The sequence below is a fragment of the Streptomyces griseorubiginosus genome (genome assembly GCF_017614965.1).
In the GTDB taxonomy this organism is placed as follows: Bacteria; Actinomycetota; Actinomycetes; order Streptomycetales; family Streptomycetaceae; genus Streptomyces; species Streptomyces griseorubiginosus_B.
In genome coordinates, this window is the sequence record NZ_WVUG01000086.1 from 1 (window position 1) to 18,735 (window position 18,735).

Consider the following 18,735-nt stretch of genomic DNA (forward strand, 5'->3'; position numbering starts at 1 on the left):
GTGACTGCGGTGTCTACCGTGGCCAAGGGGTCACTCCCGAAGCGCGAGAGGGGCAGCCCGTGCGGGGAGACACGGGAGGGGGTGTGCGCCGCCCGCGGGGTCTTGCCCGCGTCGGATTCCGGACTCTAATCGCCCCCCACCGCACAGGGACGGCCCGTCCGGGAAACTTCCCCCGCCCGAGGGAACCGGTGATTCCTGTTACCTCACCGGTGCCCCGGGGTTCTCACCAGTCGCTGCGCGACGAGGAGCTCGCGGTGAACTTCCGTACGACGTAGATCAGTCCACCGACCAGCGCCACGAAGACCAGCGCCTTGAAGAGCAGTCCGATCACGAAGCCGACGACGGTGGCGATCAGCCCGCCGAACACGACCAGCGCGATGACCGGCACCGCGATCCACTTCACCCACCACGGCAGTCCCGAAAAGATCTCTCCCATTGCTCTCGTCCTGTCCTTTCCGCCCGCCGCTGCTGCCGGGTCCCGTCGACGACCCGGTCCTACGAGGCCGGATCCTTCTCTTGTCCTGCCCTCGATGCTAGGGCCGGCAGGGGTCCCGGCGGGGGCCTCGCATCCCTTGTCCTCCCCTGATCGAACCCCTAGGGAACCCTGAGGCCGCGGCTCAGCTCTCCGGCGGAGAGAACACCACGAGCACCCTCAGGTCCTCGCTGATGTGGTGGAACTTGTGGGCGACGCCGGCCGGCACGTACACCACGCTGCCGCGCGCCACCTGAGTGGTCTCGAGACCGACGGTGATCGAGGCGCGGCCGCTCACGACGAAGTAGACCTCGTCCTGGTTGTGCGGCTTCTGTGGATCATGTTCGCCGGCATTGAGCGCGTACAGCCCGACCGACATGTTCCGCTCCCGCAGAAACTGCAGGTAGGCGCCGTCGTTGGAGGCACGCTCCGCCTCCAGTTCGTCCAGTCGGAATGCCTTCATCTCTCTTGCCGCCCTCGTCCCTCTGCTCATGGTCGATCTCGTCTGCCACGATCAGACACATGAAGAATTTCGTAGTCAAGACGATCGCCAACGCGGGTGCCCTGGCGGTCGCCGTCTGGCTGCTCGACAAGATCACTCTGACCGGTGACAGCACGGGCAAGAAGGTCGGCACCCTGATCGGCGTCGCGCTGATCTTCGGCCTGGTGAACTTCCTGGTCAAGCCCATTGTGCAGCTGCTCTCCCTCCCCTTCGTCATCCTGACGCTCGGCCTGTTCGTACTCGTCGTCAACGCCCTGATGCTGCTGCTCACCTCATGGCTGGCCGGAAAGCTCCACCTGAGCTTCCACGTCGAGGGGTTCTGGACCGCGGTCCTGGGCGGGCTGATCATCTCGATCGTCTCGTGGGCGCTGCACGTCGTCCTGCCCGACGCGGACGACAAGGACTGACTGAGCGATGAGTTACCGCGTCTGCTTCGTCTGCACGGGCAACATCTGCCGTTCCCCGATGGCGGAGTCGGTCTTCCGCGCCCGCGTGCGGGAGGCCGGTCTCGGCGACCTGGTCGAGGTCGACAGCGCCGGCACGGGCGGCTGGCACGAGGGCGACGGTGCCGACCCGCGCACCGTCGCCGTACTGGAGGAGGCCGGCTACGACAGCGCCCACACGGCCCGTCGGTTCCAGCCGTCCTGGTTCGCCCGCCTCGACCTCGTCATCGCCCTCGACAGCGGCCACCTCAGGGCCCTGCGCCGCCTGGCGCCCACCCAGGAGGACGCGGCCAAGGTCCGCTTGCTGCGCTCCTACGACGCCGCGGCGGGCGACGACCGCGATGTGCCGGACCCGTACTACGGGGGCCTGGACGGCTTCGAGGAGTGCCTTGAGATGGTGGAGGCGGCGAGCGAGGGTCTGCTCGCCGCGGTGCGCGAACAGGTGGAGGGACGAGCGGCATGAACGATTCGGGTACGTCCGTGGGCGACGGTGACGGCACGCGCGCGGTACGGGCGGGACTGCCCGAGCCGGTCAAGAACGAACCGACCCTGCCCGGGCCGGTGTTCGCCGCCCACTTCCACCTCCCGGGCGACGTGAGCGGCCCGTACACCTACGGCCGCGACGAGAACCCCACCTGGAACCTGCTGGAGCGTGCCATCGGGGAGCTGGAGGCACCGGGGCAGGAGAACGTCCAGACGCTGACCTTCGCCTCGGGTGTGGCCGCCACCGCGGCCGTGCTGTTCTCCCAGGTGGGCGCGGGCGATGTCGTCGTCCTGCCCGACGACGGCTACCAGGTGCTGCCCCTGGTCCGCGCCCAGTTGGAGGCCTACGGCATCGAGGTGCGCACGGCGCCGACCGGCGGGGACGCCCAGCTCGACGTCCTCGAGGGGGCGAAGCTGCTGTGGCTTGAGACACCCTCCAACCCCGGCCTCGACGTCTGTGACATCCGCCGCCTCACCGAGGCGGCGCACGCACAGGGCGCGCTGGTGGCCGTGGACAACACGCTCGCCACGCCCCTGGGTCAGCGGCCCCTGGAGCTCGGGGCCGACTTCGCCGTGGCCAGCGGCACCAAGCAGCTGACCGGGCACGGGGACGTCCTGCTCGGTTACGTCGTCGGGCGCCACGCTGGGGCCATGGCAGCCGTGCGGCGCTGGCGGAAGATCGTCGGCGCGATCCCGGGCCCCATGGAGGCCTGGCTCGCACACCGTTCGATCGCCACGCTCCAGTTGCGCGTGGACCGGCAGTGCGCCACGGCCCTGACGGTCGCCGAGGCCCTGCGGGAGCGGCCCGAGGTGACCGGGCTGCGCTACCCGGGTCTGCCCGACGACCCCGCGCACAAGGTCGCCGCACAGCAGATGCGCCGCTACGGCAGCGTCGTGTCCTTCACGTTGCCCACGCGTGCGCGTGCCGAGCGTTTCCTCGAGGCGCTGCGGCTGGTGGACGACGCGACGAGCTTCGGCAGCGTGCGGTCCACGGCCGAGCGGCGCGGACGCTGGGGCGGGGACCCGGTGCCGGAGGGCTTCATCCGGTTCTCGGTCGGCGCCGAGGATCCCGAGGACCTGGTGGCGGATGTGCTCCGCGCCTTGGACGAGTCGTCCGAATGACCGCGTCGGAGCCCGCTTCACAGGTGCCCCGCCGTGGTCCGGCCAGGTGTGACGGACGGTCCGAGCCTCCCCCCTCGTGGCTCGGACCGTCCTCGGTTCCGCGCGCGAAGAACCGCGCGACCAAGGCTAGTTGACTCTCTGTCAGTGTCCAATCACAGTAGCGACAGAGACCTATCGACTTATTTATAGTTGGGCCCTGCCTGGGGCCGGGAGAAGGGCAGGGAACTGGGGAGGGCGAACCATGGATCTGGCCTTGCTGCGCACTTTCGTGACCGTGCACCGGGCCGGTTCCTTCACCCGCGCCGCCGCCCTGCTCGGCCTGTCGCAGCCGGCCGTGACCTCGCAGATCCGCACGCTGGAACGGCAGCTGGGACGCCCTCTGTTCCTGCGTCAGGCCCGCGGAGTGACCCCGACGACCATCGGCGACGAACTCGCGCACAAGGCCGCCCCGCATCTGGACGCCCTGGTGGAGATCACCGAGACCGGCCTCGACGACGAGTCCTCCTTACGGACCCTGCATCTCGCCGGTCCCCCCGAGTTCACCGCCGAGCGCGCCCTGCCCGCCCTCACGGAGCTGACCGGCGAGGACGGCCAGGGCTTCGCACTGCGCGCCTCCTTCGGGAACGCAGAGGAAACCCTGGAAGGACTCGCCGCGGGCCATCACGATCTGGCCATCAGTACGGCCCGTCCGCGCGGCGCGCTGCTCACGGCGACTCCGCTCTGCGACGAGGAGCACGTCCTGGTCGCCTCCCCGGCCCGGGCCGAACAGATCGGTCCCGAATCGCGCGGGAAGGGGGCGCCCGCCCTGGAGGACGTCCCGGTGATCGAGGTGCACGAATCCCTGCCCTTCGTCTCCCGTTACTGGGCCTCCGTCTTCGACTCCCGTCCGGCCTCCCCGGGCACGGTCATCGTCCCCGATCTGCGTGCGGTCCTCGCCTGTGCCGTCGCGGGCGCCGGGCTCGCGGTACTGCCCCGCTATCTGTGCACCGCCGCCCTCAAGCGCGGGGACGTCGTCGCCCTGCACGAGCCCGCGGTGCCGCCCCTGCGGACGTACTTCCTGGTGGTTCGTACCGGCACCCTCGCGATGCCGCATATCGCGCGGGCGCACGAATGGCTGCTCCAAGCCGCTTCCGACTGGTGCTGACCAGGGCTTTTGTCGCGGTCACAGGGTGAGCTCGGCCAGTGACGTGCTGCGATGTTTCACGTGGAACCATCCGGGCCACATTCCCCCCATGACCGTCCGACCCGTGGTCAAGCGCACCGCCCGTGCCGTCCTCCTCGACGGCGACGACCTGATCCTGATCAAGCGCACCAAGCCCGGTGTCGATCCCTACTGGGTCACTCCCGGTGGCGGGGTCGAACCCGGGGACACGACCGTCGTCGACGCCCTGCACCGCGAGGTGCACGAGGAGCTCGGCGCCAAGATCACCGACGTGGTGCCCTGCTTCGTCGACACCGTCGAGCACATCGGCGAGGACGGTGGCGCGACCGGCGTGAAGGTGCAGCACTTCTTCGTGTGCCGCCTGGAGTCCATGGACACGTCCCAGCGGCACGGCCCCGAGGTGGATGAGCCGGCGGGAGAGTACGAGATCGTCCGGGTTCCGTTCACCCGTGTCGGGATCGCCTCCGTCCATCTCGTCCCGCTGTCCCTGCGGCATTACCTCGACGGCAACATCGAGGGCGTGCGCGCCATGCACGCCCCGGACCTGGGCTGAGATCGGGGTCTGCCGGTCCCTCCGGCCAGGCAGAGCAGACCGTTGTCGGTGGTGTGGTCGACGGTCATCGAACCGGCCGGCGGCCGAGCCGGACGACATCGCCGGGACGGGCGCGGTGCACCAGGGCATTGGAGACCCAGCCCGCGGGAACGGCCTTCACATGGAAGGTCAGCAGGCCGCCCGAGCGAGGTTCCGAGGCGAAGGAGTAGTGCCACCGATCCGCGGCCACCACGGCGTTTCCACACTCGCGTACTGGCCGGCGACGAGGGGGTAGGGCTGGTCGGGGCGGACGGTGACCACGGCGACGTCCGGCGTCCTGAGGTCATGCGCGACGATCTCGCCGTACCACCAGGCGGGGGCGACGAGTTGGTCCGCGGCCGAGCCGTCGATCATGACCTGCGAGATCGTCGATCCCTCCGTCCCGCTAGGCTGCATTGCCCTCACCGCTTCACGTGACCGAGTTCAGTCCGGCGATGCACCGATTCCTTCGGCTACCGGGCCTGGCGAACCAATTCATATGCTTCCCACAGATCTCCACCCATGTACGAGTGTGTGGCGATACCGGACAGATGACGGTCCGCATTGACCGCGACGGAGACCGGCACCACAGCGAACAGATCCCGGTCCGAGAGTGAGTCGCCGTAAGCCACGCAGTCGGCCGCGTTCACCCCGAACTCCTCGCACAAGCGAGCGGCGATCTCGACTTTCGCCGCCGCACTCAGAACTCCGGTCGGATCCACGGGCTCGGTGAACGGCACGGCGGGAAAACGCGATCCATAGGCCGCGTGCGCTCCCCAGCCGATGAGCCTCTCCACGAAGAAGGAGGGTGAGAGCGACACCACGGCGCAGTAATCCCCCTGTTCCCTGATCTCCGCCCAGACCTCGCGGATGCGCTCCAACCACGGGGCTCCTTCGAAAGCCGCCGTGACATGAGCGTCCGTGAGATCCGCCCACAGGGTGTGCACGCGGGTCGCATATTCGGAAGAATTCATCAGCCCTGCCGAGATCGCCTCGTCAAGTGCGATCGTCTCGGCTTCCAGCCCCAACTGCCGTGAGATCTCGACGGGCGACGAGGTACCGCGCAGCAATGTGCCGTCGAGGTCGAAGAGATGAAGTCTCGCCATGACACCGAGGCTAACCGGCGCCTGTCCGGCCGCCGTTGGCCTGTGTTTCACGTGAAACATCGGGCAACGGCAACAGGCTGTGCGCTTGCCCATGACATGGCCAAAAGCTCTTGTTTCTCACCGGAAAGAGGTGGACGGCGAGTACACCCGTCGGACAGCCTGACCTGCGTGCCGACTCCTACTCTTGCCGACCTTTCCATCCGCCGTCTGAGCTTGCGCGATCTGGGCGCCTGCGCGGACCTGTCCGAGGATCGGGGGTGGCCACGCGAGGAGCACAAATGGAGCTTCCTTCTCACGGCGGGGAAGGGATACGGCATCGACGACCCGGAAGGCGGTCTGGTCAGCGCCTGTGTGGTCACCGAGTACGGACTGCGGGACCGCCCCGATCTCGCGGCCATCGGCATGGTGCTGGTCGCCGAACGACACGCCCGCAAGGGCATTGGGCGCCGCCTGATGCAGCACGTTGTCTCGGAGATGGGAAGCACCCCCCTGACGTTGCACGCGACTCCGTACGGCCGGCCGCTCTACGAGGAACTCGGCTTCAAGGTCACCGGCCGAGCCGAGATGCTGCGAGGACACTTCACCCCCGGTGGGCCGGCTCCCCAGGGCGCGACACGGGCAGCGACCGCCGAGGACCTCGGCGCCATCCTCCGGCTCGACGAGGAGGTGTTCGGGACCGATCGCACTCATATCGTGACCAGGCTGCCCGCCTTCGCCGACCGGCTGTGCGTCGCCGAGGAGGACGGTCGGATCGTCGGCTACGCGGCTGCCTGGCCCAACATGGACACCCATGTCATCGGTCCGCTGATCGCCCGGGACACCGAGACGGCGAAGGCGCTCCTGGCCTCTCTCGCCGCCCACACCGACCGGCCCCTGCGCACCGACATCGACGTACGCCATGAGGAACTGCTGGCCTGGGCGAAGGAGCGGGGGCTCGCCTCCGTCGCCTTAAACTCGGTCATGACCTACGGAGTCCCGGACCTGCCCGGCGACTGGACGCGGCGCTTCGCACCGGTCACCGTGGCGGCGGGCTGAGCGTCCCAGGCTGCTTCCAGGCCTGGACGACCGTATCCCTCGCGGTCCGCAGGCCTGGACGGCCCACGTAAGGGTGCCAGTCATGGGAGATCTTGAGATACGGGCCGCGACGGCCTCCGATCTGCCGGCGATCGTCGCGATGCTCGCCGACGACCCCCTCGGCGCCCAGCGTGAGACCCCGCAGGACCTGGCTCCCTATCTCACCGCATGGGAGCGCCTGGCGGCCGACCCGAACCAGCACCTGGTCGTCGCCGTTCGCGAGGGCCGTGTGATCGGCACCCTTCAGCTCACGATCATTCCCGGCCTGTCGCGCCGGGGTTCCATCCGGTCGATCATCGAAGCCGTCCGTGTCCATGCCGATGAACGAGGCAGTGGCCTGGGAACGCAGCTCATCGAGTGGGCGATAGAAGAATCCCGGCGTCAGGGCTGCCAGTTGGTCCAGCTGACCTCCGACAGGACTCGGACCGACGCTCATCGCTTCTACGAGCGGCTCGGCTTCACCGCCTCACATCTGGGCTTCAAGCTCCAGCTCTGAACCAGACGGGCCTCAGCTCCGGCTGAGAGAAGGATCGGTAGGCGTCCTGTTTCACGTGAAACAGGACGCCCGCATCGATGCTCAACCAATCCCCCGCCACCCGTCGGGGTCCACCCCACCCGGCACAGGAGCCTCCTCGTCGTACGGCTGACGCGTGAACACGAACGACCCGAGGTCCAGATGGCTCACGGCCCCGTCGGGCCGTCGTACGGCCCTCAGAAGCTCTCCGGCGTAGTAACCCTCAAGTCCGGTCCAGGTGCCGTCACCGTTCGCCCGGAAACGCGAACGGCGGCCCGAGCCGGACAACGGCTCCAGCGCCACACTCCCGTCGGACGTCAGCCGCAGCGCGAACGCATACGTCCCCCAGTACCAGGGCCCGACCAACTCCAGTACGGCTGCGTCGGCTTCGGGCAGGGGACGCCACGGCTCCGGGATGCGCGGCTCGGCCTCGGCGACGATACGCAGGAGATCGGCGCCGACAGTGGACAGCGGCGGACCGGAGGTGCAGTTGGCCAGCACCACCGACGCGACATCGTCGTCGATGCTGATGGTCAGGTTCGCGAGAAAGCCGGGCAGTGAACCGGAGTGCCCGATGAGCAGCCGGCCGTGCCGGTGCTGGATCTGCAGCCCGAGCCCGTACGAGGTTCCGTCAGCCACGTCCGCCGCCTCCACCGGCGCCGCGGGTGTCCGCATCTCCCGCACCGTCTCGGCACTCAGGACCCGCTCGTCCCCCTGCGCCAGGAACACACCGAACCGCGCCAAGTCGGCTGTGGTTGACCAGAGTTGGCCCGCTGGGGCCATCCGTCCGAGGTTCTCACTGGGTTCGGGCAACAGGACGTCCGCCCAGGGGTGCACGGCCCAGCCACCCGCGTGGGGTGCCCGCGGTCGGGCGCTCGTGTCGTCGAGCCCCAGGGGCTCGAGCACTTCACGCCGCAGGACCTCCTCCCAGGGGGCTCCACGCAGCTTCTCGATGAGCGCGCCGAGCACGGTGTAGCCCGGATTGGAGTAGTGGAAGCGGCGACCGACCGGGTGCAGCTGGGGCTGCTCACCCAGGACGTCGGCGAGTTCGGGGCGCAGCGATCCCGGGGTGCGCTCCCACCACGGGCCCGGCGACTCGGCCGCCAGTCCGCCGGTGTGGGCGAGGAGATCGGCGACGGTCGCCTCCCCCGCGCCCGTGCCCGGCAGATGCTTCTCCAGGGGGTCTGTGAGAGCGAGCAGCCCCTCGTCGCGCAGCCGCAGGACCAGGACGGCCGTGAACGTCTTGGTGATCGAGCCGATGCGGTACTGCACGTTCTCGTCCGGTCCGTGTCCGTCCACCGAGGTCCGCGCCCCGTGCCACACCGTCCGCCCGCCCCGGACGACCGCCGCGACCAGCGACGGCGCACGCCCTTCGGTCTGGGCCACGGCGATGCGGTGCAGCAGGGCCCGACGGGTACCGGGAAGCAGCTCTTCCTGAGAAGTCGTCATGCCCCCAGTCCATCCCGGGGGACGCTCGGCCGTCGAGTTCATTTGCCCCGGGGGGCCCGGGCGGGCGGATCAGGTCTGAGCCATGTCCACGAAGCGCGAGTAGTGGCCCTGGAAGGCGACCGTGATCGTCGCCGTCGGGCCGTTGCGGTGCTTGGCCACGATCAGGTCGGCCTCGCCCGCGCGCGGCGACTCCTTCTCGTAGGCGTCCTCGCGGTGCAGCAGGATGACCATGTCGGCGTCCTGCTCGATGGAGCCGGACTCACGCAGGTCGGAGACCATCGGCTTCTTGTCGGTGCGCTGCTCGGGACCACGGTTGAGCTGGGACAGCGCGATCACCGGGATCTCCAGCTCCTTGGCGAGGAGCTTGAGGTTACGGGACATGTCCGAGACCTCCTGCTGACGGTTCTCGGCGCGCTTGGAGCCGCCCGACTGCATCAGCTGGAGGTAGTCGATGACGACCAGGCGGATGTCGTTGCGCTGCTTGAGGCGGCGGCACTTGGCGCGGATCTCCATCATCGACAGGTTCGGGGAGTCGTCGATGAACAGCGGTGCGGCGGAGACGTCGGGCATCCGGCGGGCCAGGCGCGTCCAGTCCTCGTCGGTCATCGTGCCGGAGCGCATGTGGTGCAGGGCAACCCGTGCCTCGGCGGAGAGCAGACGCATCGCGATCTCGTTGCGCCCCATCTCGAGGGAGAAGATGACGCTCGGCAGATTGTGCTTGATGGAGGCGGCCCGGGCGAAGTCCAGGGCGAGCGTGGACTTACCCATGGCGGGACGCGCGGCGATCACGATCATCTGCCCGGGATGCAGGCCGTTGGTGAGCGAGTCGAAATCGGTGAATCCGGTGGGCACACCCGTCATCTCGCCGCTGCGGGAGCCGATCGCCTCGATCTCGTCGAGCGCGCCCTCCATGATGTCGCCGAGCGGCAGGTAGTCCTCGCTGGTGCGCTGCTCGGTGACCGCGTAGATCTCGGCCTGGGCCCGGTTGACGATCTCGTCGACGTCGTCGTCGGCCGCGTATCCCATCTGGGTGATCCTCGTGCCCGCCTCGACCAGCCGGCGCAGCACGGCCCGCTCGTGGACGATCTCCGCGTAGTACTCGGCGTTGGCCGCCGTCGGCACCGTCTGGACGAGGGTGTGGAGATACGAAGCGCCGCCGACCTTGTTGATCTCACCGCGCTTGGTGAGCTCCGCGGCGATCGTGATGGGGTCGGCGGGCTCGCCCTTGGCGTAGACGTCGAGGATGGCCTGGAAGATCGTCTCATGGGCCGGCTTGTAGAAGTCGTGTCCCTTGAGGATCTCGACGACGTCTGCGATGGCGTCCTTGGACAGGAGCATGCCGCCGAGAACGGACTGCTCGGCGTCGAGGTCCTGCGGCGGCACGCGCTCGAAGGACGTTCCCCCGCCGTCCCACGAGCCGTTGTCGCGGCCTCGGTCGTGCTGCTCGTCACGGCCCCGGCCTCCGTCGCCACGTCGGCGGGAGGCGGGCAGACGATCGCTGGGCCCGCTGTCGGCCCACGGATCGTCCAAGGGCTCGGAAATGCTCACCGAGCCACCTCCTCCCGTCCGCGGAGCGGACCTAGCCATGCCCTAAGTTCTACGGCACGGCACTGACAAATGAGAGGCCCAACTCCGGTTGTGGCGCGTCGGGTTTGTGAGGGTTTCCCAGCCGACGAACGGAGCGGGCGCCGGACCACCGTAGGCCCGCGGGCACCGTCAGCCAATCTGGTTATCCACAGGCCATGTGGACGACGGCCCGGATGCTGTGGAGAACTCCGCAAAACCTGTGCACGACGCGGTGGACAGGCCTGTGAACAAGCTCTGGCACCTTCCGTGAGGCACCATCTGACCTGCACCTTTCCCGTCCACCGGCTGTGCAGAAGAAAAACTTCCCCAGTCAGACCAAGATCGCTTCGAACTGCGCGCGAAAGAGTGCACGACGAACCGAGAGGTAAGGGTCACAAAAGCTTTGCATCTCTTACCTGTGGACGATTAGATTAATGCTCATGACACAGGCTCCCGCGACCCCCAAGGCCACCAGGCGCCAGCACGACCGAGAGATCGTCGCGCTGGCCGTGCCGGCCTTCGGCGCACTCGTCGCCGAGCCCCTGTTCGTCATGGCCGACAGCGCGATCGTCGGCCATCTGGGTACCGCCCAACTCGCCGGACTCGGTGTCGCCTCGGCCCTGCTGACGACAGCGGTCAGCGTCTTCGTCTTTCTCGCCTACGCCACCACGGCCGCCGTGGCCCGGCGCGTCGGCGCCGGCGACCTCCAGGCCGCCATACGGCAGGGCATGGACGGGATCTGGCTGGCTCTGCTTCTGGGTGCCGCCGTCATCGCGGCCGTGCTGCCCACCGCGCCGGCCGTGGTGAGCCTCTTCGGCGCCTCCGACACGGCCGCCCCTTACGCGTCCACTTATCTGCGCATCTCGGCCCTCGGCATCCCCGCCATGCTCGTCGTCCTGGCCGCGACCGGTGTGCTGCGGGGCCTGCAGAACACGAAGACTCCTCTTTATGTCGCCGTCGCGGGCTTCGTCGCCAACGCCGCCCTCAACGCGGGCCTCGTCTACGGCGCCGGCCTCGGCATCGCGGGCTCCGCCTGGGGAACCGTCATCGCGCAGTGCGGCATGGCGGCGGTCTACCTCACGGTGGTCGTCCGGGGCGCCCGCCGACACGGCGCCTCCTTGCGCCCCGACCTGGGCGGAATCAGGGCCTCGGCCCAAGCCGGTGCGCCGTTGCTGGTCCGGACCCTTTCCCTGCGGGCCATTCTGATGATCGCCACCGGGGTCGCCGCCCGGCTCGGAGACGCGGACATCGCGGCCCACCAGATCGTCCTCTCTCTGTGGAGTCTCCTGGCCTTCGCCCTCGACGCGATCGCCATTGCGGGACAGGCCATCATCGGCCGCTACCTCGGCGCCGGGGATGCCCAGGGAGCCCGTCAGGCGTGTCGGCGCATGGTGGAGTGGGGCATCGCTGTGGGCCTCGTGCTCGGAGCGTTGGTCGTGATCGCACGACCGGTGTTCCTGCCGCTGTTCACGAACGACCCTGTCGTCAGGGACGCCGCTCTGCCGGCTCTGGTGATCGTCGCCCTCTCACAACCGATCTGCGGGATCGTCTTCGTCCTGGACGGTGTGCTGATGGGCGCGGGCGACGGCCCCTATCTGGCGGGAGCGATGCTGATCACCCTTGCGGTGTTCGCCCCGGTGGCCCTCCTCGTGCCCACGCTGGGCGGAGGGCTGACGGCCCTGTGGGCAGCGATGACGTTGATGATGGCCGTGCGCATGCTGACCCTGTGGCTCCGTGCTCGCTCAGGCCGTTGGCTGGTGACCGGCGCGACCCGTTGAGCAGCCAGTCCGGCTCACCGTATGCCCGTTTCACGTGAAACATCGCGTGTCCTGGCTCAGTGACCGCGACGCCGAGCCCGGACGCGAAGAGGGGCCGCCCGACCGGGGCGGCCCCTCTCTCAGCTACTCAAGCCGAGCGCGGCGTCAGGCCGCGACGACCTCGATGTTGACCTTGGCGGCAACCTCGGGGTGCAGACGCACGGACGTCTCGTGGGCGCCCAGGGTCTTGATCGGCGCGCCCAGCTCGATGCGGCGCTTGTCGACCTCGGGGCCACCGGAAGCCTTGATCGCGGAAGCGATGTCGGCCGGGGTGACGGAACCGAAGAGACGACCGGCGTCGCCGGAGCGAACGGCCAGACGGACCTTGACACCCTCGAGCTGGGCCTTCACCTGGTTGGCCTGCTCGATGGTCTGGATCTCGTGGATCTTGCGAGCACGACGGATCTGCTCGACGTCCTTCTCGCCACCCTTGGTCCAGCGGATAGCGAACTTCCGCGGGATCAGGTAGTTGCGAGCGTAACCGTCCTTGACGTCGACGACGTCGCCCGCGGCACCGAGGCCGGAGACCTCGTGGGTGAGGATGATCTTCATGTGTCGGTCACCCTTCCCTTATCGCGCGGTGGAGGTGTAGGGCAGCAGCGCCATCTCACGGCTGTTCTTCACGGCCGTGGCGACGTCACGCTGGTGCTGCGTGCAGTTGCCGGTCACGCGGCGGGCACGGATCTTGCCGCGGTCGGAAATGAACTTCCGCAGCATGTTCGTGTCCTTGTAGTCCACGTACGTGACCTTGTCCTTGCAGAAAGCGCAGACCTTCTTCTTCGGCTTGCGCACAGGCGGCTTCGCCATGGTGTTTCTCCTGTGTGATCAAGAAGTTTGGGTACGACCCGCCCTCCGGCCCTAGGCCTAGAAGGGGGGCTCGTCCGAGTAGCCGCCACCGCCGCCGGAGTTTCCACCCCAGCCGCCACCGCCGCCGCCCTGGTTGCCACCGGCGGGAGCGCCGGTCGCCCACGGGTCGTCGGCAGGAGCGCCGCCGCCCTGCTGGCCGCCACCGGGGCCGCCGCCCCAGCCGCCGCCACCCTGGCCGCCACCGCCGCTGTAACCGCCCTGACCCTGCCCACCGCGGCCGGCGGTCTTGGTGACCTTGGCCGTGGCATTGCGCAGGCTGGCGCCGACTTCCTCGACGTCCAGTTCGTAGACCGTGCGCTTGACGCCCTCACGGTCCTCGTAGGACCGCTGCTTCAGCCGGCCCTGCACGATGACGCGCATGCCTCGCTGGAGCGACTCGGCGACGTTCTCCGCCGCCTGACGCCAGACGGAGCAGGTCAGGAACAGGCTCTCGCCGTCCTTCCACTCGTTCGTCTGACGGTCGAAGGTGCGGGGGGTGGACGCGACACGGAACTTCGCGACCGCCGCACCGGAAGGGGTGAAGCGCAGCTCGGGGTCATCGACAAGGTTGCCGACGACCGTGATGACGGTCTCGCCTGCCATGGGGGAACCTCTCGGCGGGTTTGCTGCTGGCTGCTTGTGCTGCTACTCGAATCCCGGGATCCGGCTGAGCGGGAGAGCTCAGTGGGTCTCGGGACGGAGGACCTTGGTCCGGAGGACCGACTCGTTCAGGTTCATCTGGCGGTCGAGCTCCTTGACGACCGCAGGCTCGGCCTGCAGGTCGATGACCGAGTAGATGCCCTCGGGCTTCTTCTTGATCTCGTACGAGAGACGACGACGGCCCCAGGTGTCGACCTTCTCGACCTTGCCGTTGCCCTCACGGACGACGGAGAGGAAGTTCTCGATCAGGGGGGCGACGGCGCGCTCCTCCAGATCGGGGTCGAGGATGACCATCACCTCGTAGTGACGCATGTGGAACCCACCTCCTTTGGACTCAGCGGCCACGGTCGTTCCGTGGCAGGAGGGTTGTGATGCGTACGCAACGGTATCGGCCGCCACTGACAATCGGGGTTGACCTCGCGGTTTACCCGAGCTGGCCTGGGCAGACACCAATGCAGACGGTACAGACTACCCGCACACCGGCTTCCGGTTGAAATCCGGCCCGCAGGACCGTCAGTCTGTACACATCGGGTGTGTATGGCGCTACGATGCGCCGCCTTTCGCAGGAGGTGCCCCATGGCACAGGCATTGCGACCCAACACCGCCGGAGGCCTTTTCGCCACGGACGGCAAGCCCCACCCGCTCCAGGACACGCTGCTCGCGGTGACCCTGGTGCTCGGCGTGATCGCGTTCGTGACCGGCTTCTTCCACAACCTGCACCTGCTCAGCTCCTGGACCGGTCTGGTGGGCATCCTCACCGGCGCCTACGGACAGTGGATCTCGGAGACGACCCGCGAGCGCTTCGGCCTGATCCTGGGCCTCGGCGCCTCCGGAGTCGGCTTCTTCCTCGGCATGGCGCACGGCGGCCTCTTCGGCGGGGTCTTCTGACGCCTGGGACACCGTTCTCCCAACTTGATACAAAGCACCGCGGAACGCCTCGGCGGCCCATGAGCCGGGGCGCGGGTTCCGTACGCCCAGCCGGGGCGCTCGCAAGGCGCAGTAGGCTTCGGCGCGAGAGCCGGAGCCCCTGTACCCATGGGGACACACCAGCCCGAGGAGCGCCCCGAATGAGCCTGACCCTGAGGACGATCAGTCGCGAGCAGCATCTGGCATACATCCAGAGCCTGCCGTCGGCGAGCCACATGCAGGTCCCGGCCTGGGCGGACGTCAAGGCGGAGTGGCGCTCCGAGAGCCTCGGCTGGTTCGACGAGCGGACCGGTGAACTCGTCGGCGCGGGCCTCGTCCTCTACCGCCAGCTGCCCAAGATCAAGCGCTATCTCGCCTATCTGCCCGAGGGTCCGGTCATCAATTGGTTCGCGCCAAATCTGACCGAGTGGCTGGAACCGATGCTGGCGCACCTCAAGCACCAGGGCGCCTTCTCGGTGAAGATGGGCCCGCCGGTGATCATCCGGCGCTGGGACGCGAACTCCATCAAGCAGGGCATCCAGAACCCGGACGTGAAGCGGCTGCGCGACATCGAGGCCGACTTCATCGAGCCGCGTGCCTTCGAGGTGGCGGACAAGCTGCGCCGCATGGGCTGGCAGCAGGGCGAGGACGGCGGCGCCGGCTTCGGTGACGTGCAGCCGCGCTACGTCTTCCAGGTGCCGCTGGCCAACCGCTCCCTGGAAGAGGTCCACAAGAACTTCAACCAGCTGTGGCGCCGCAACATCAAGAAGGCTGAGAAGGCCGGCGTCGAGGTCGTCCAGGGCGGCTACCACGATCTCGAGGAATGGCAGCGGCTGTACGAGATCACCGCCGTGCGCGACCACTTCCGGCCCCGCCCGCTGTCGTACTTCCAGCGCATGTGGACGGCCCTCAACACCGAGGACCCCAACCGCATGCGGCTGTACTTCGCCCGCCACAACGGCGTGAACCTCTCGGCCGCGACCATGCTGATCGTCGGCGGCCACGTCTGGTACTCCTACGGTGCCTCCGACAACATCGGCCGTGAGGTCCGGCCCTCGAACGCGATGCAGTGGCGGATGCTGCGCGACGCCTACGCGCTCGGCGCGACCGTCTACGACCTGCGGGGCATTTCCGACTCGCTCGACGAGACCGATCACCTCTTCGGCCTCATCCAGTTCAAGGTCGGCACGGGCGGCCAGGCGGCCGAGTACCTCGGTGAGTGGGACTTCCCGCTCAACAAGCTGCTCCACAAGGCGCTCGACATCTACATGTCGCGTCGCTGACGTCGCGTTCTTCGCTTCAATAGCTCCCATACCTCTGATACACCGCAGCGACCAGAAAGGTTCCAGGTCCGGCCATGGCGCTCACGCTCTACGTCGACACCGCGCGCTGGCGGGCGCACCACAAGCACGTGCAGGAGCAGTTCCCGGGTCTCGTCCCGGTCTGCAAGGGCAACGGCTACGGGTTCGGGCACGAGCGGCTGGCGGAGGAGGCCACGCGGCTGGGGTCTGACGTCCTCGCCGTGGGCACCACGTACGAGGCCGCGCGGATCAAGGACTTCTTCGGTGGTGACCTGCTGGTGCTGACGCCGTACCGGCGTGGCGAGGAGCCCGTGCCGCTGCCGGACCGGGTCATCCGCTCGGTGTCGTCCATCGACGGCGTGTACGGCCTCGTGGGCGCCCGGGTGGTGATCGAGGTGATGTCCTCGATGAAGCGCCACGGCATCAGCGCCCAGGACCTCCCTCAGCTGCACGCCGCCATAGAGAACGTGCGCCTCGAAGGCTTCGCCATCCACCTGCCGCTGGACCGCACGGACGGCTCGGACGCCGTCGAGGAGGTCATCGGCTGGATGGACCAGCTGCGCGCGGCCAGGCTGCCGCTGCACACGATGTTCGTCAGTCACCTCAAGGCCGAGGAACTCCACCGTCTGCAGCAGCAGTTCCCGCAGACCCGCTTCCGCGCCCGTATCGGCACCCGGCTGTGGCTGGGGGACCACGAGGCCACCGAGTACCGCGGAGCGGTCCTGGACGTCACACGCGTGGCCAAGGGGGACCGTTTCGGCTACCGCCAGCAGAAGGCGGCCTCGGACGGCTTCCTGGTGGTCGTGGCGGGCGGTACGTCGCACGGGGTGGGCCTGGAGGCCCCGAAGGCGCTGCACGGGGTCATGCCGCGCGCCAAGGGCGTCGCCCGGGCCGGCCTCGCCACGGTGAACCGGAACCTTTCGCCGTTCGTCTGGGGCGGCAAGCAGCGGTGGTTCGCGGAGCCGCCGCACATGCAGGTCTCCATCCTCTTCGTCCCGTCGGACGCGCCCGAGCCCAAGGTCGGCGAGGAGCTGGTGGCCCATCTGCGCCACACCACCACGCAGTTCGACCGCATCGTCGACCGCTGAGCCACAGGCCGGAGCAGCCGAAAGGCCGTACACGAGCACTCCGTGTACGGCCTTTGGCGTGGGCCTGCCGCGCCCTGTTCGCTCAGAGCGAACCGTCCCTCGGGGGTGTGGCGCCGTGACTGCCCCACTCCACCTGCGGCCCGTCGAAGTGGGTCGCGTGCTGCGGGGGATGAGCGGCGGCTCCCAGGGCGAAGGCGTCCTCCGCCCCGTCGAGTACGCCTCCTGAGGGGTCGTCGTCACCCGACCGGCGTACCGGGTCCCGTTCCGGCATGAGGATGTCGCGCACGACGACGGCGCACAGGAAGAGCGTCCCCAGGATGTGGACGGCGATCGCCCACTGGTAACCGACCTCGGGCAGTCCCTTGTGGGCGTTCCCGCTGGTCGTGTACGCGAGGTACATCCAGATCCCGAGGTAGTACACGACCTCGCACGCCTGCCAGATGAGGAAGTCCCGCCATTTGGGCCGGGCCAGCACCGCCAGCGGGACGAGCCACAGGACGTACTGCGGTGAGTAGACCTTGTTGGTGACGATGAAGACCGCGACGATCAGGAATGCCAGCTGGGCGAAGCGCGGGCGGCGGGGAGCGGTCATCGTGAGCACCGCGATGCCGATGCAGCCGAGCACCACCAGTGACGTGGCCAGGTTGTTGACCGTGTCGGTGGAGAGCGGACTGGTCGAGTGCTGGGCCATGATCAGCCAGAAGGATCCGAAGTCGACGCCCCGGTCATGGCTGAACTTGTAGAACTGCACCCAGCCGTCCCAGGCAAAGTACATCACCGGGAGGTTCACCACGAGCCAGGAGACGACCGCACCTCCCACGGCCTTCCCGAAGTCCTTCCACTTGCCGGCGCGCCAGCAAAGCAGAAACAGCGGCCCCAGCAGGAACACGGGATAGAGCTTGGCGGCCGTGGCAAGGCCCAGGAGGACGCCGAAGGCGACGGGGCGGCTCCGGGACCACATCAGCATCGCCGCGGCCGTCAGAGCGACCGCCAGGAGGTCCCAGTTGATGGTGGCGGTGAGCGCGAAGGCGGGCGCCAGAGCGACCAGCAGACCGTCCCAGGGGCGACGCGCATGTGTGCGGGCCACGCAGACCACGATGACCGCCGCGCACACCATGAGCATCCCGGCGTTGACCATCCAGTACCACTGTTCCTGGTCCTGGATGCTGCCGCTGCCGGGCGTGAGCCAGGCGGCCACCTCCATGAACACACCGGTCAGCACCGGGTATTCGAGGTACGGCATGTCGCCGGGAAGCTTGTCGAAGTACGGCACGAGCCCGTCGGCGAATCCGCGTCCCTGATAGAGGTGCGGGATGTCCGAGTAACAGGCCTTCGTGTACTGGGAGCTGGCGCCGAAGAACCAGGCGCTGTTGTAGCAGGGCGCCTTCTGGATCATTCCGAGGGCGAACATGCCGATCGCGACGAGCGCGACGACCCGGACGGGGGTCCACCAGGACGTTCCGAGCAGGGCGCGGCGCCCGAGGGGGCCGCCGATCAGCTCACTGCCGGTCGTGGCGACCTTGTCCTCCTTGGTCGGCCGCACCAGGTCCGCTCCGTGCACGCTCGCTTGCGTCGATTCTGCGCTGGGCATGTCGCACATCCTGCCGTACATGTCTGGGAATACGCCGAGGGCCGCCCCACCCTCTCAGGTGC

Annotated in this window: 21 protein-coding genes and 1 pseudogene; 11 read left to right on the forward strand and 11 right to left on the reverse strand. The window is 68.4% G+C overall.

Annotation, left to right across the window (positions count from 1 at the left end; genetic code table 11):
• Nucleotides 1–223: 223 nt before the first annotated feature.
• Nucleotides 224–436 (reverse strand): DUF5326 family protein, encoded by a 213-nt coding sequence (locus GRC12_RS18125; RefSeq protein ID WP_208780344.1) that lies wholly within the window; start codon nt 434–436, stop codon nt 224–226.
• A gap of 181 nt (nt 437–617) precedes the next feature.
• Complete coding sequence (locus tag GRC12_RS18130; RefSeq protein ID WP_133048325.1) at nt 618–935, reverse strand: cupin domain-containing protein; 318 nt, start codon at nt 933–935, stop codon at nt 618–620.
• A 59-nt stretch (nt 936–994) separates the two neighbouring features.
• Here GRC12_RS18130 and GRC12_RS18135 point away from each other — a divergent pair, with 59 nt between their 5' ends.
• The 5 genes from GRC12_RS18135 to GRC12_RS18155 all read left to right on the forward strand — a co-directional run bounded on the left by GRC12_RS18135 (nt 995) and on the right by GRC12_RS18155 (nt 4,737).
• Complete coding sequence (locus tag GRC12_RS18135; protein WP_208780345.1) at nt 995–1,381, forward strand: phage holin family protein; 387 nt, start codon at nt 995–997, stop codon at nt 1,379–1,381.
• Nucleotides 1,382–1,388: 7 nt separating this feature from the next.
• Nucleotides 1,389–1,880, forward strand: coding sequence for a low molecular weight protein-tyrosine-phosphatase (locus GRC12_RS18140; protein WP_208780346.1), 492 nt, complete (start codon nt 1,389–1,391; stop codon nt 1,878–1,880).
• Entirely contained in the window at nt 1,877–3,022 is a 1,146-nt protein-coding gene (locus GRC12_RS18145; RefSeq protein WP_208780347.1) for a cystathionine gamma-lyase, read from the forward strand. Before GRC12_RS18140 ends, GRC12_RS18145 begins: the two co-directional genes overlap by 4 nt.
• A gap of 241 nt (nt 3,023–3,263) precedes the next feature.
• Entirely contained in the window at nt 3,264–4,166 is a 903-nt protein-coding gene (locus GRC12_RS18150) for a LysR family transcriptional regulator (protein WP_208780348.1), read from the forward strand.
• Between the two features lie 88 nt (nt 4,167–4,254).
• Nucleotides 4,255–4,737, forward strand: a complete 483-nt coding sequence (locus GRC12_RS18155) for an NUDIX domain-containing protein (protein WP_133048330.1) — start codon at nt 4,255–4,257, stop codon at nt 4,735–4,737.
• Here the strand turns inward: GRC12_RS18155 and GRC12_RS18160 are convergent.
• Both GRC12_RS18160 and GRC12_RS18165 read right to left on the reverse strand, forming a co-directional pair.
• Nucleotides 4,633–5,148, reverse strand: a pseudogene (locus GRC12_RS18160) (FAD-binding oxidoreductase); the annotation flags it as partial. The gene GRC12_RS18155 and the pseudogene GRC12_RS18160 sit on opposite strands and share 105 nt — an antisense overlap.
• Before the next feature lie 80 nt (nt 5,149–5,228).
• Nucleotides 5,229–5,861 carry an HAD family hydrolase gene (locus GRC12_RS18165; RefSeq protein ID WP_208780349.1) on the reverse strand — a complete coding sequence of 211 codons (633 nt, stop codon included), beginning with the start codon at nt 5,859–5,861 and terminating at the stop codon, nt 5,229–5,231.
• A gap of 168 nt (nt 5,862–6,029) precedes the next feature.
• Between GRC12_RS18165 and GRC12_RS18170 the strand changes: the two genes are divergently transcribed.
• Both GRC12_RS18170 and GRC12_RS18175 read left to right on the forward strand, forming a co-directional pair.
• Nucleotides 6,030–6,896, forward strand: a complete 867-nt coding sequence (locus GRC12_RS18170; RefSeq protein ID WP_208780350.1) for a GNAT family N-acetyltransferase — start codon at nt 6,030–6,032, stop codon at nt 6,894–6,896.
• Nucleotides 6,897–6,978: 82 nt separating this feature from the next.
• Nucleotides 6,979–7,431 carry a GNAT family N-acetyltransferase gene (locus GRC12_RS18175; protein WP_208780351.1) on the forward strand — a complete coding sequence of 151 codons (453 nt, stop codon included), beginning with the start codon at nt 6,979–6,981 and terminating at the stop codon, nt 7,429–7,431.
• A gap of 81 nt (nt 7,432–7,512) precedes the next feature.
• On the opposite strand, the gene GRC12_RS18180 is transcribed toward GRC12_RS18175, so the two are convergent.
• Nucleotides 7,513–8,898 (reverse strand): serine hydrolase domain-containing protein, encoded by a 1,386-nt coding sequence (locus GRC12_RS18180; protein ID WP_208780352.1) that lies wholly within the window; start codon nt 8,896–8,898, stop codon nt 7,513–7,515.
• A 69-nt stretch (nt 8,899–8,967) separates the two neighbouring features.
• Nucleotides 8,968–10,446, reverse strand: coding sequence for a replicative DNA helicase (gene dnaB, locus GRC12_RS18185; protein WP_208780353.1), 1,479 nt, complete (start codon nt 10,444–10,446; stop codon nt 8,968–8,970).
• Nucleotides 10,447–10,898: 452 nt separating this feature from the next.
• Here dnaB and GRC12_RS18190 point away from each other — a divergent pair, with 452 nt between their 5' ends.
• On the forward strand, nt 10,899–12,242 hold the full coding sequence (locus GRC12_RS18190; RefSeq protein ID WP_208780354.1) for an MATE family efflux transporter: 1,344 nt from the start codon (nt 10,899–10,901) through the stop codon (nt 12,240–12,242).
• 144 nt (nt 12,243–12,386) lie between these two features.
• On the opposite strand, the gene rplI is transcribed toward GRC12_RS18190, so the two are convergent.
• The 4 genes from rplI to rpsF all read right to left on the reverse strand — a co-directional run bounded on the left by rplI (nt 12,387) and on the right by rpsF (nt 14,099).
• Nucleotides 12,387–12,833 carry a 50S ribosomal protein L9 gene (gene rplI / locus GRC12_RS18195; protein WP_030938854.1) on the reverse strand — a complete coding sequence of 149 codons (447 nt, stop codon included), beginning with the start codon at nt 12,831–12,833 and terminating at the stop codon, nt 12,387–12,389.
• Nucleotides 12,834–12,851: 18 nt separating this feature from the next.
• Nucleotides 12,852–13,088 (reverse strand): 30S ribosomal protein S18, encoded by a 237-nt coding sequence (rpsR, locus tag GRC12_RS18200; RefSeq protein ID WP_003949403.1) that lies wholly within the window; start codon nt 13,086–13,088, stop codon nt 12,852–12,854.
• A 57-nt stretch (nt 13,089–13,145) separates the two neighbouring features.
• The gene (locus GRC12_RS18205; protein WP_208780355.1) at nt 13,146–13,730 is read right to left on the reverse strand and encodes a single-stranded DNA-binding protein; all 585 of its coding nucleotides are present in this window, start codon (nt 13,728–13,730) and stop codon (nt 13,146–13,148) included.
• A gap of 78 nt (nt 13,731–13,808) precedes the next feature.
• Entirely contained in the window at nt 13,809–14,099 is a 291-nt protein-coding gene (rpsF, locus tag GRC12_RS18210) for a 30S ribosomal protein S6 (RefSeq protein ID WP_005482942.1), read from the reverse strand.
• 264 nt (nt 14,100–14,363) lie between these two features.
• Between rpsF and GRC12_RS18215 the strand changes: the two genes are divergently transcribed.
• The 3 genes from GRC12_RS18215 (at nt 14,364) to GRC12_RS18225 (ending at nt 17,082) form a co-directional block, all read left to right on the forward strand.
• Nucleotides 14,364–14,675: a hypothetical protein gene (locus tag GRC12_RS18215; RefSeq protein WP_208780356.1), complete on the forward strand. Its 312-nt coding sequence runs from the start codon at nt 14,364–14,366 to the stop codon at nt 14,673–14,675.
• Nucleotides 14,676–14,854: 179 nt separating this feature from the next.
• The gene (gene femX / locus GRC12_RS18220) at nt 14,855–15,976 is read left to right on the forward strand and encodes a peptidoglycan bridge formation glycyltransferase FemX (protein WP_133048339.1); all 1,122 of its coding nucleotides are present in this window, start codon (nt 14,855–14,857) and stop codon (nt 15,974–15,976) included.
• 74 nt (nt 15,977–16,050) lie between these two features.
• Complete coding sequence (locus GRC12_RS18225) at nt 16,051–17,082, forward strand: alanine racemase (RefSeq protein WP_208780357.1); 1,032 nt, start codon at nt 16,051–16,053, stop codon at nt 17,080–17,082.
• A gap of 82 nt (nt 17,083–17,164) precedes the next feature.
• Here GRC12_RS18225 and GRC12_RS18230 read toward each other — a convergent pair whose 3' ends face one another.
• Complete coding sequence (locus tag GRC12_RS18230; protein ID WP_208780358.1) at nt 17,165–18,673, reverse strand: glycosyltransferase family 87 protein; 1,509 nt, start codon at nt 18,671–18,673, stop codon at nt 17,165–17,167.
• Nucleotides 18,674–18,735 lie beyond the last annotated feature (62 nt).

Coding starts and splice junctions, on each gene's coding strand:
- GRC12_RS18140 (WP_208780346.1), top strand. CDS start 1,389: ATGAGTTACCGCGTCTGCTTCGTCTGCACGGGCAACATCTGCCGTTCC.
- GRC12_RS18230 (WP_208780358.1), bottom strand. CDS start 18,673: ATGCCCAGCGCAGAATCGACGCAAGCGAGCGTGCACGGAGCGGACCTG.
- GRC12_RS18225 (WP_208780357.1), top strand. CDS start 16,051: ATGGCGCTCACGCTCTACGTCGACACCGCGCGCTGGCGGGCGCACCAC.
- GRC12_RS18130 (WP_133048325.1), bottom strand. CDS start 935: ATGAAGGCATTCCGACTGGACGAACTGGAGGCGGAGCGTGCCTCCAAC.
- femX (WP_133048339.1), top strand. CDS start 14,855: ATGAGCCTGACCCTGAGGACGATCAGTCGCGAGCAGCATCTGGCATAC.
- rplI (WP_030938854.1), bottom strand. CDS start 12,833: ATGAAGATCATCCTCACCCACGAGGTCTCCGGCCTCGGTGCCGCGGGC.
- GRC12_RS18145 (WP_208780347.1), top strand. CDS start 1,877: ATGAACGATTCGGGTACGTCCGTGGGCGACGGTGACGGCACGCGCGCG.
- GRC12_RS18205 (WP_208780355.1), bottom strand. CDS start 13,730: ATGGCAGGCGAGACCGTCATCACGGTCGTCGGCAACCTTGTCGATGAC.
- GRC12_RS18150 (WP_208780348.1), top strand. CDS start 3,264: ATGGATCTGGCCTTGCTGCGCACTTTCGTGACCGTGCACCGGGCCGGT.
- GRC12_RS18125 (WP_208780344.1), bottom strand. CDS start 436: ATGGGAGAGATCTTTTCGGGACTGCCGTGGTGGGTGAAGTGGATCGCG.
- GRC12_RS18165 (WP_208780349.1), bottom strand. CDS start 5,861: ATGGCGAGACTTCATCTCTTCGACCTCGACGGCACATTGCTGCGCGGT.
- GRC12_RS18135 (WP_208780345.1), top strand. CDS start 995: ATGAAGAATTTCGTAGTCAAGACGATCGCCAACGCGGGTGCCCTGGCG.
- rpsR (WP_003949403.1), bottom strand. CDS start 13,088: ATGGCGAAGCCGCCTGTGCGCAAGCCGAAGAAGAAGGTCTGCGCTTTC.
- GRC12_RS18190 (WP_208780354.1), top strand. CDS start 10,899: ATGCTCATGACACAGGCTCCCGCGACCCCCAAGGCCACCAGGCGCCAG.
- rpsF (WP_005482942.1), bottom strand. CDS start 14,099: ATGCGTCACTACGAGGTGATGGTCATCCTCGACCCCGATCTGGAGGAG.
- GRC12_RS18155 (WP_133048330.1), top strand. CDS start 4,255: ATGACCGTCCGACCCGTGGTCAAGCGCACCGCCCGTGCCGTCCTCCTC.
- GRC12_RS18215 (WP_208780356.1), top strand. CDS start 14,364: ATGGCACAGGCATTGCGACCCAACACCGCCGGAGGCCTTTTCGCCACG.
- GRC12_RS18175 (WP_208780351.1), top strand. CDS start 6,979: ATGGGAGATCTTGAGATACGGGCCGCGACGGCCTCCGATCTGCCGGCG.
- GRC12_RS18180 (WP_208780352.1), bottom strand. CDS start 8,898: ATGACGACTTCTCAGGAAGAGCTGCTTCCCGGTACCCGTCGGGCCCTG.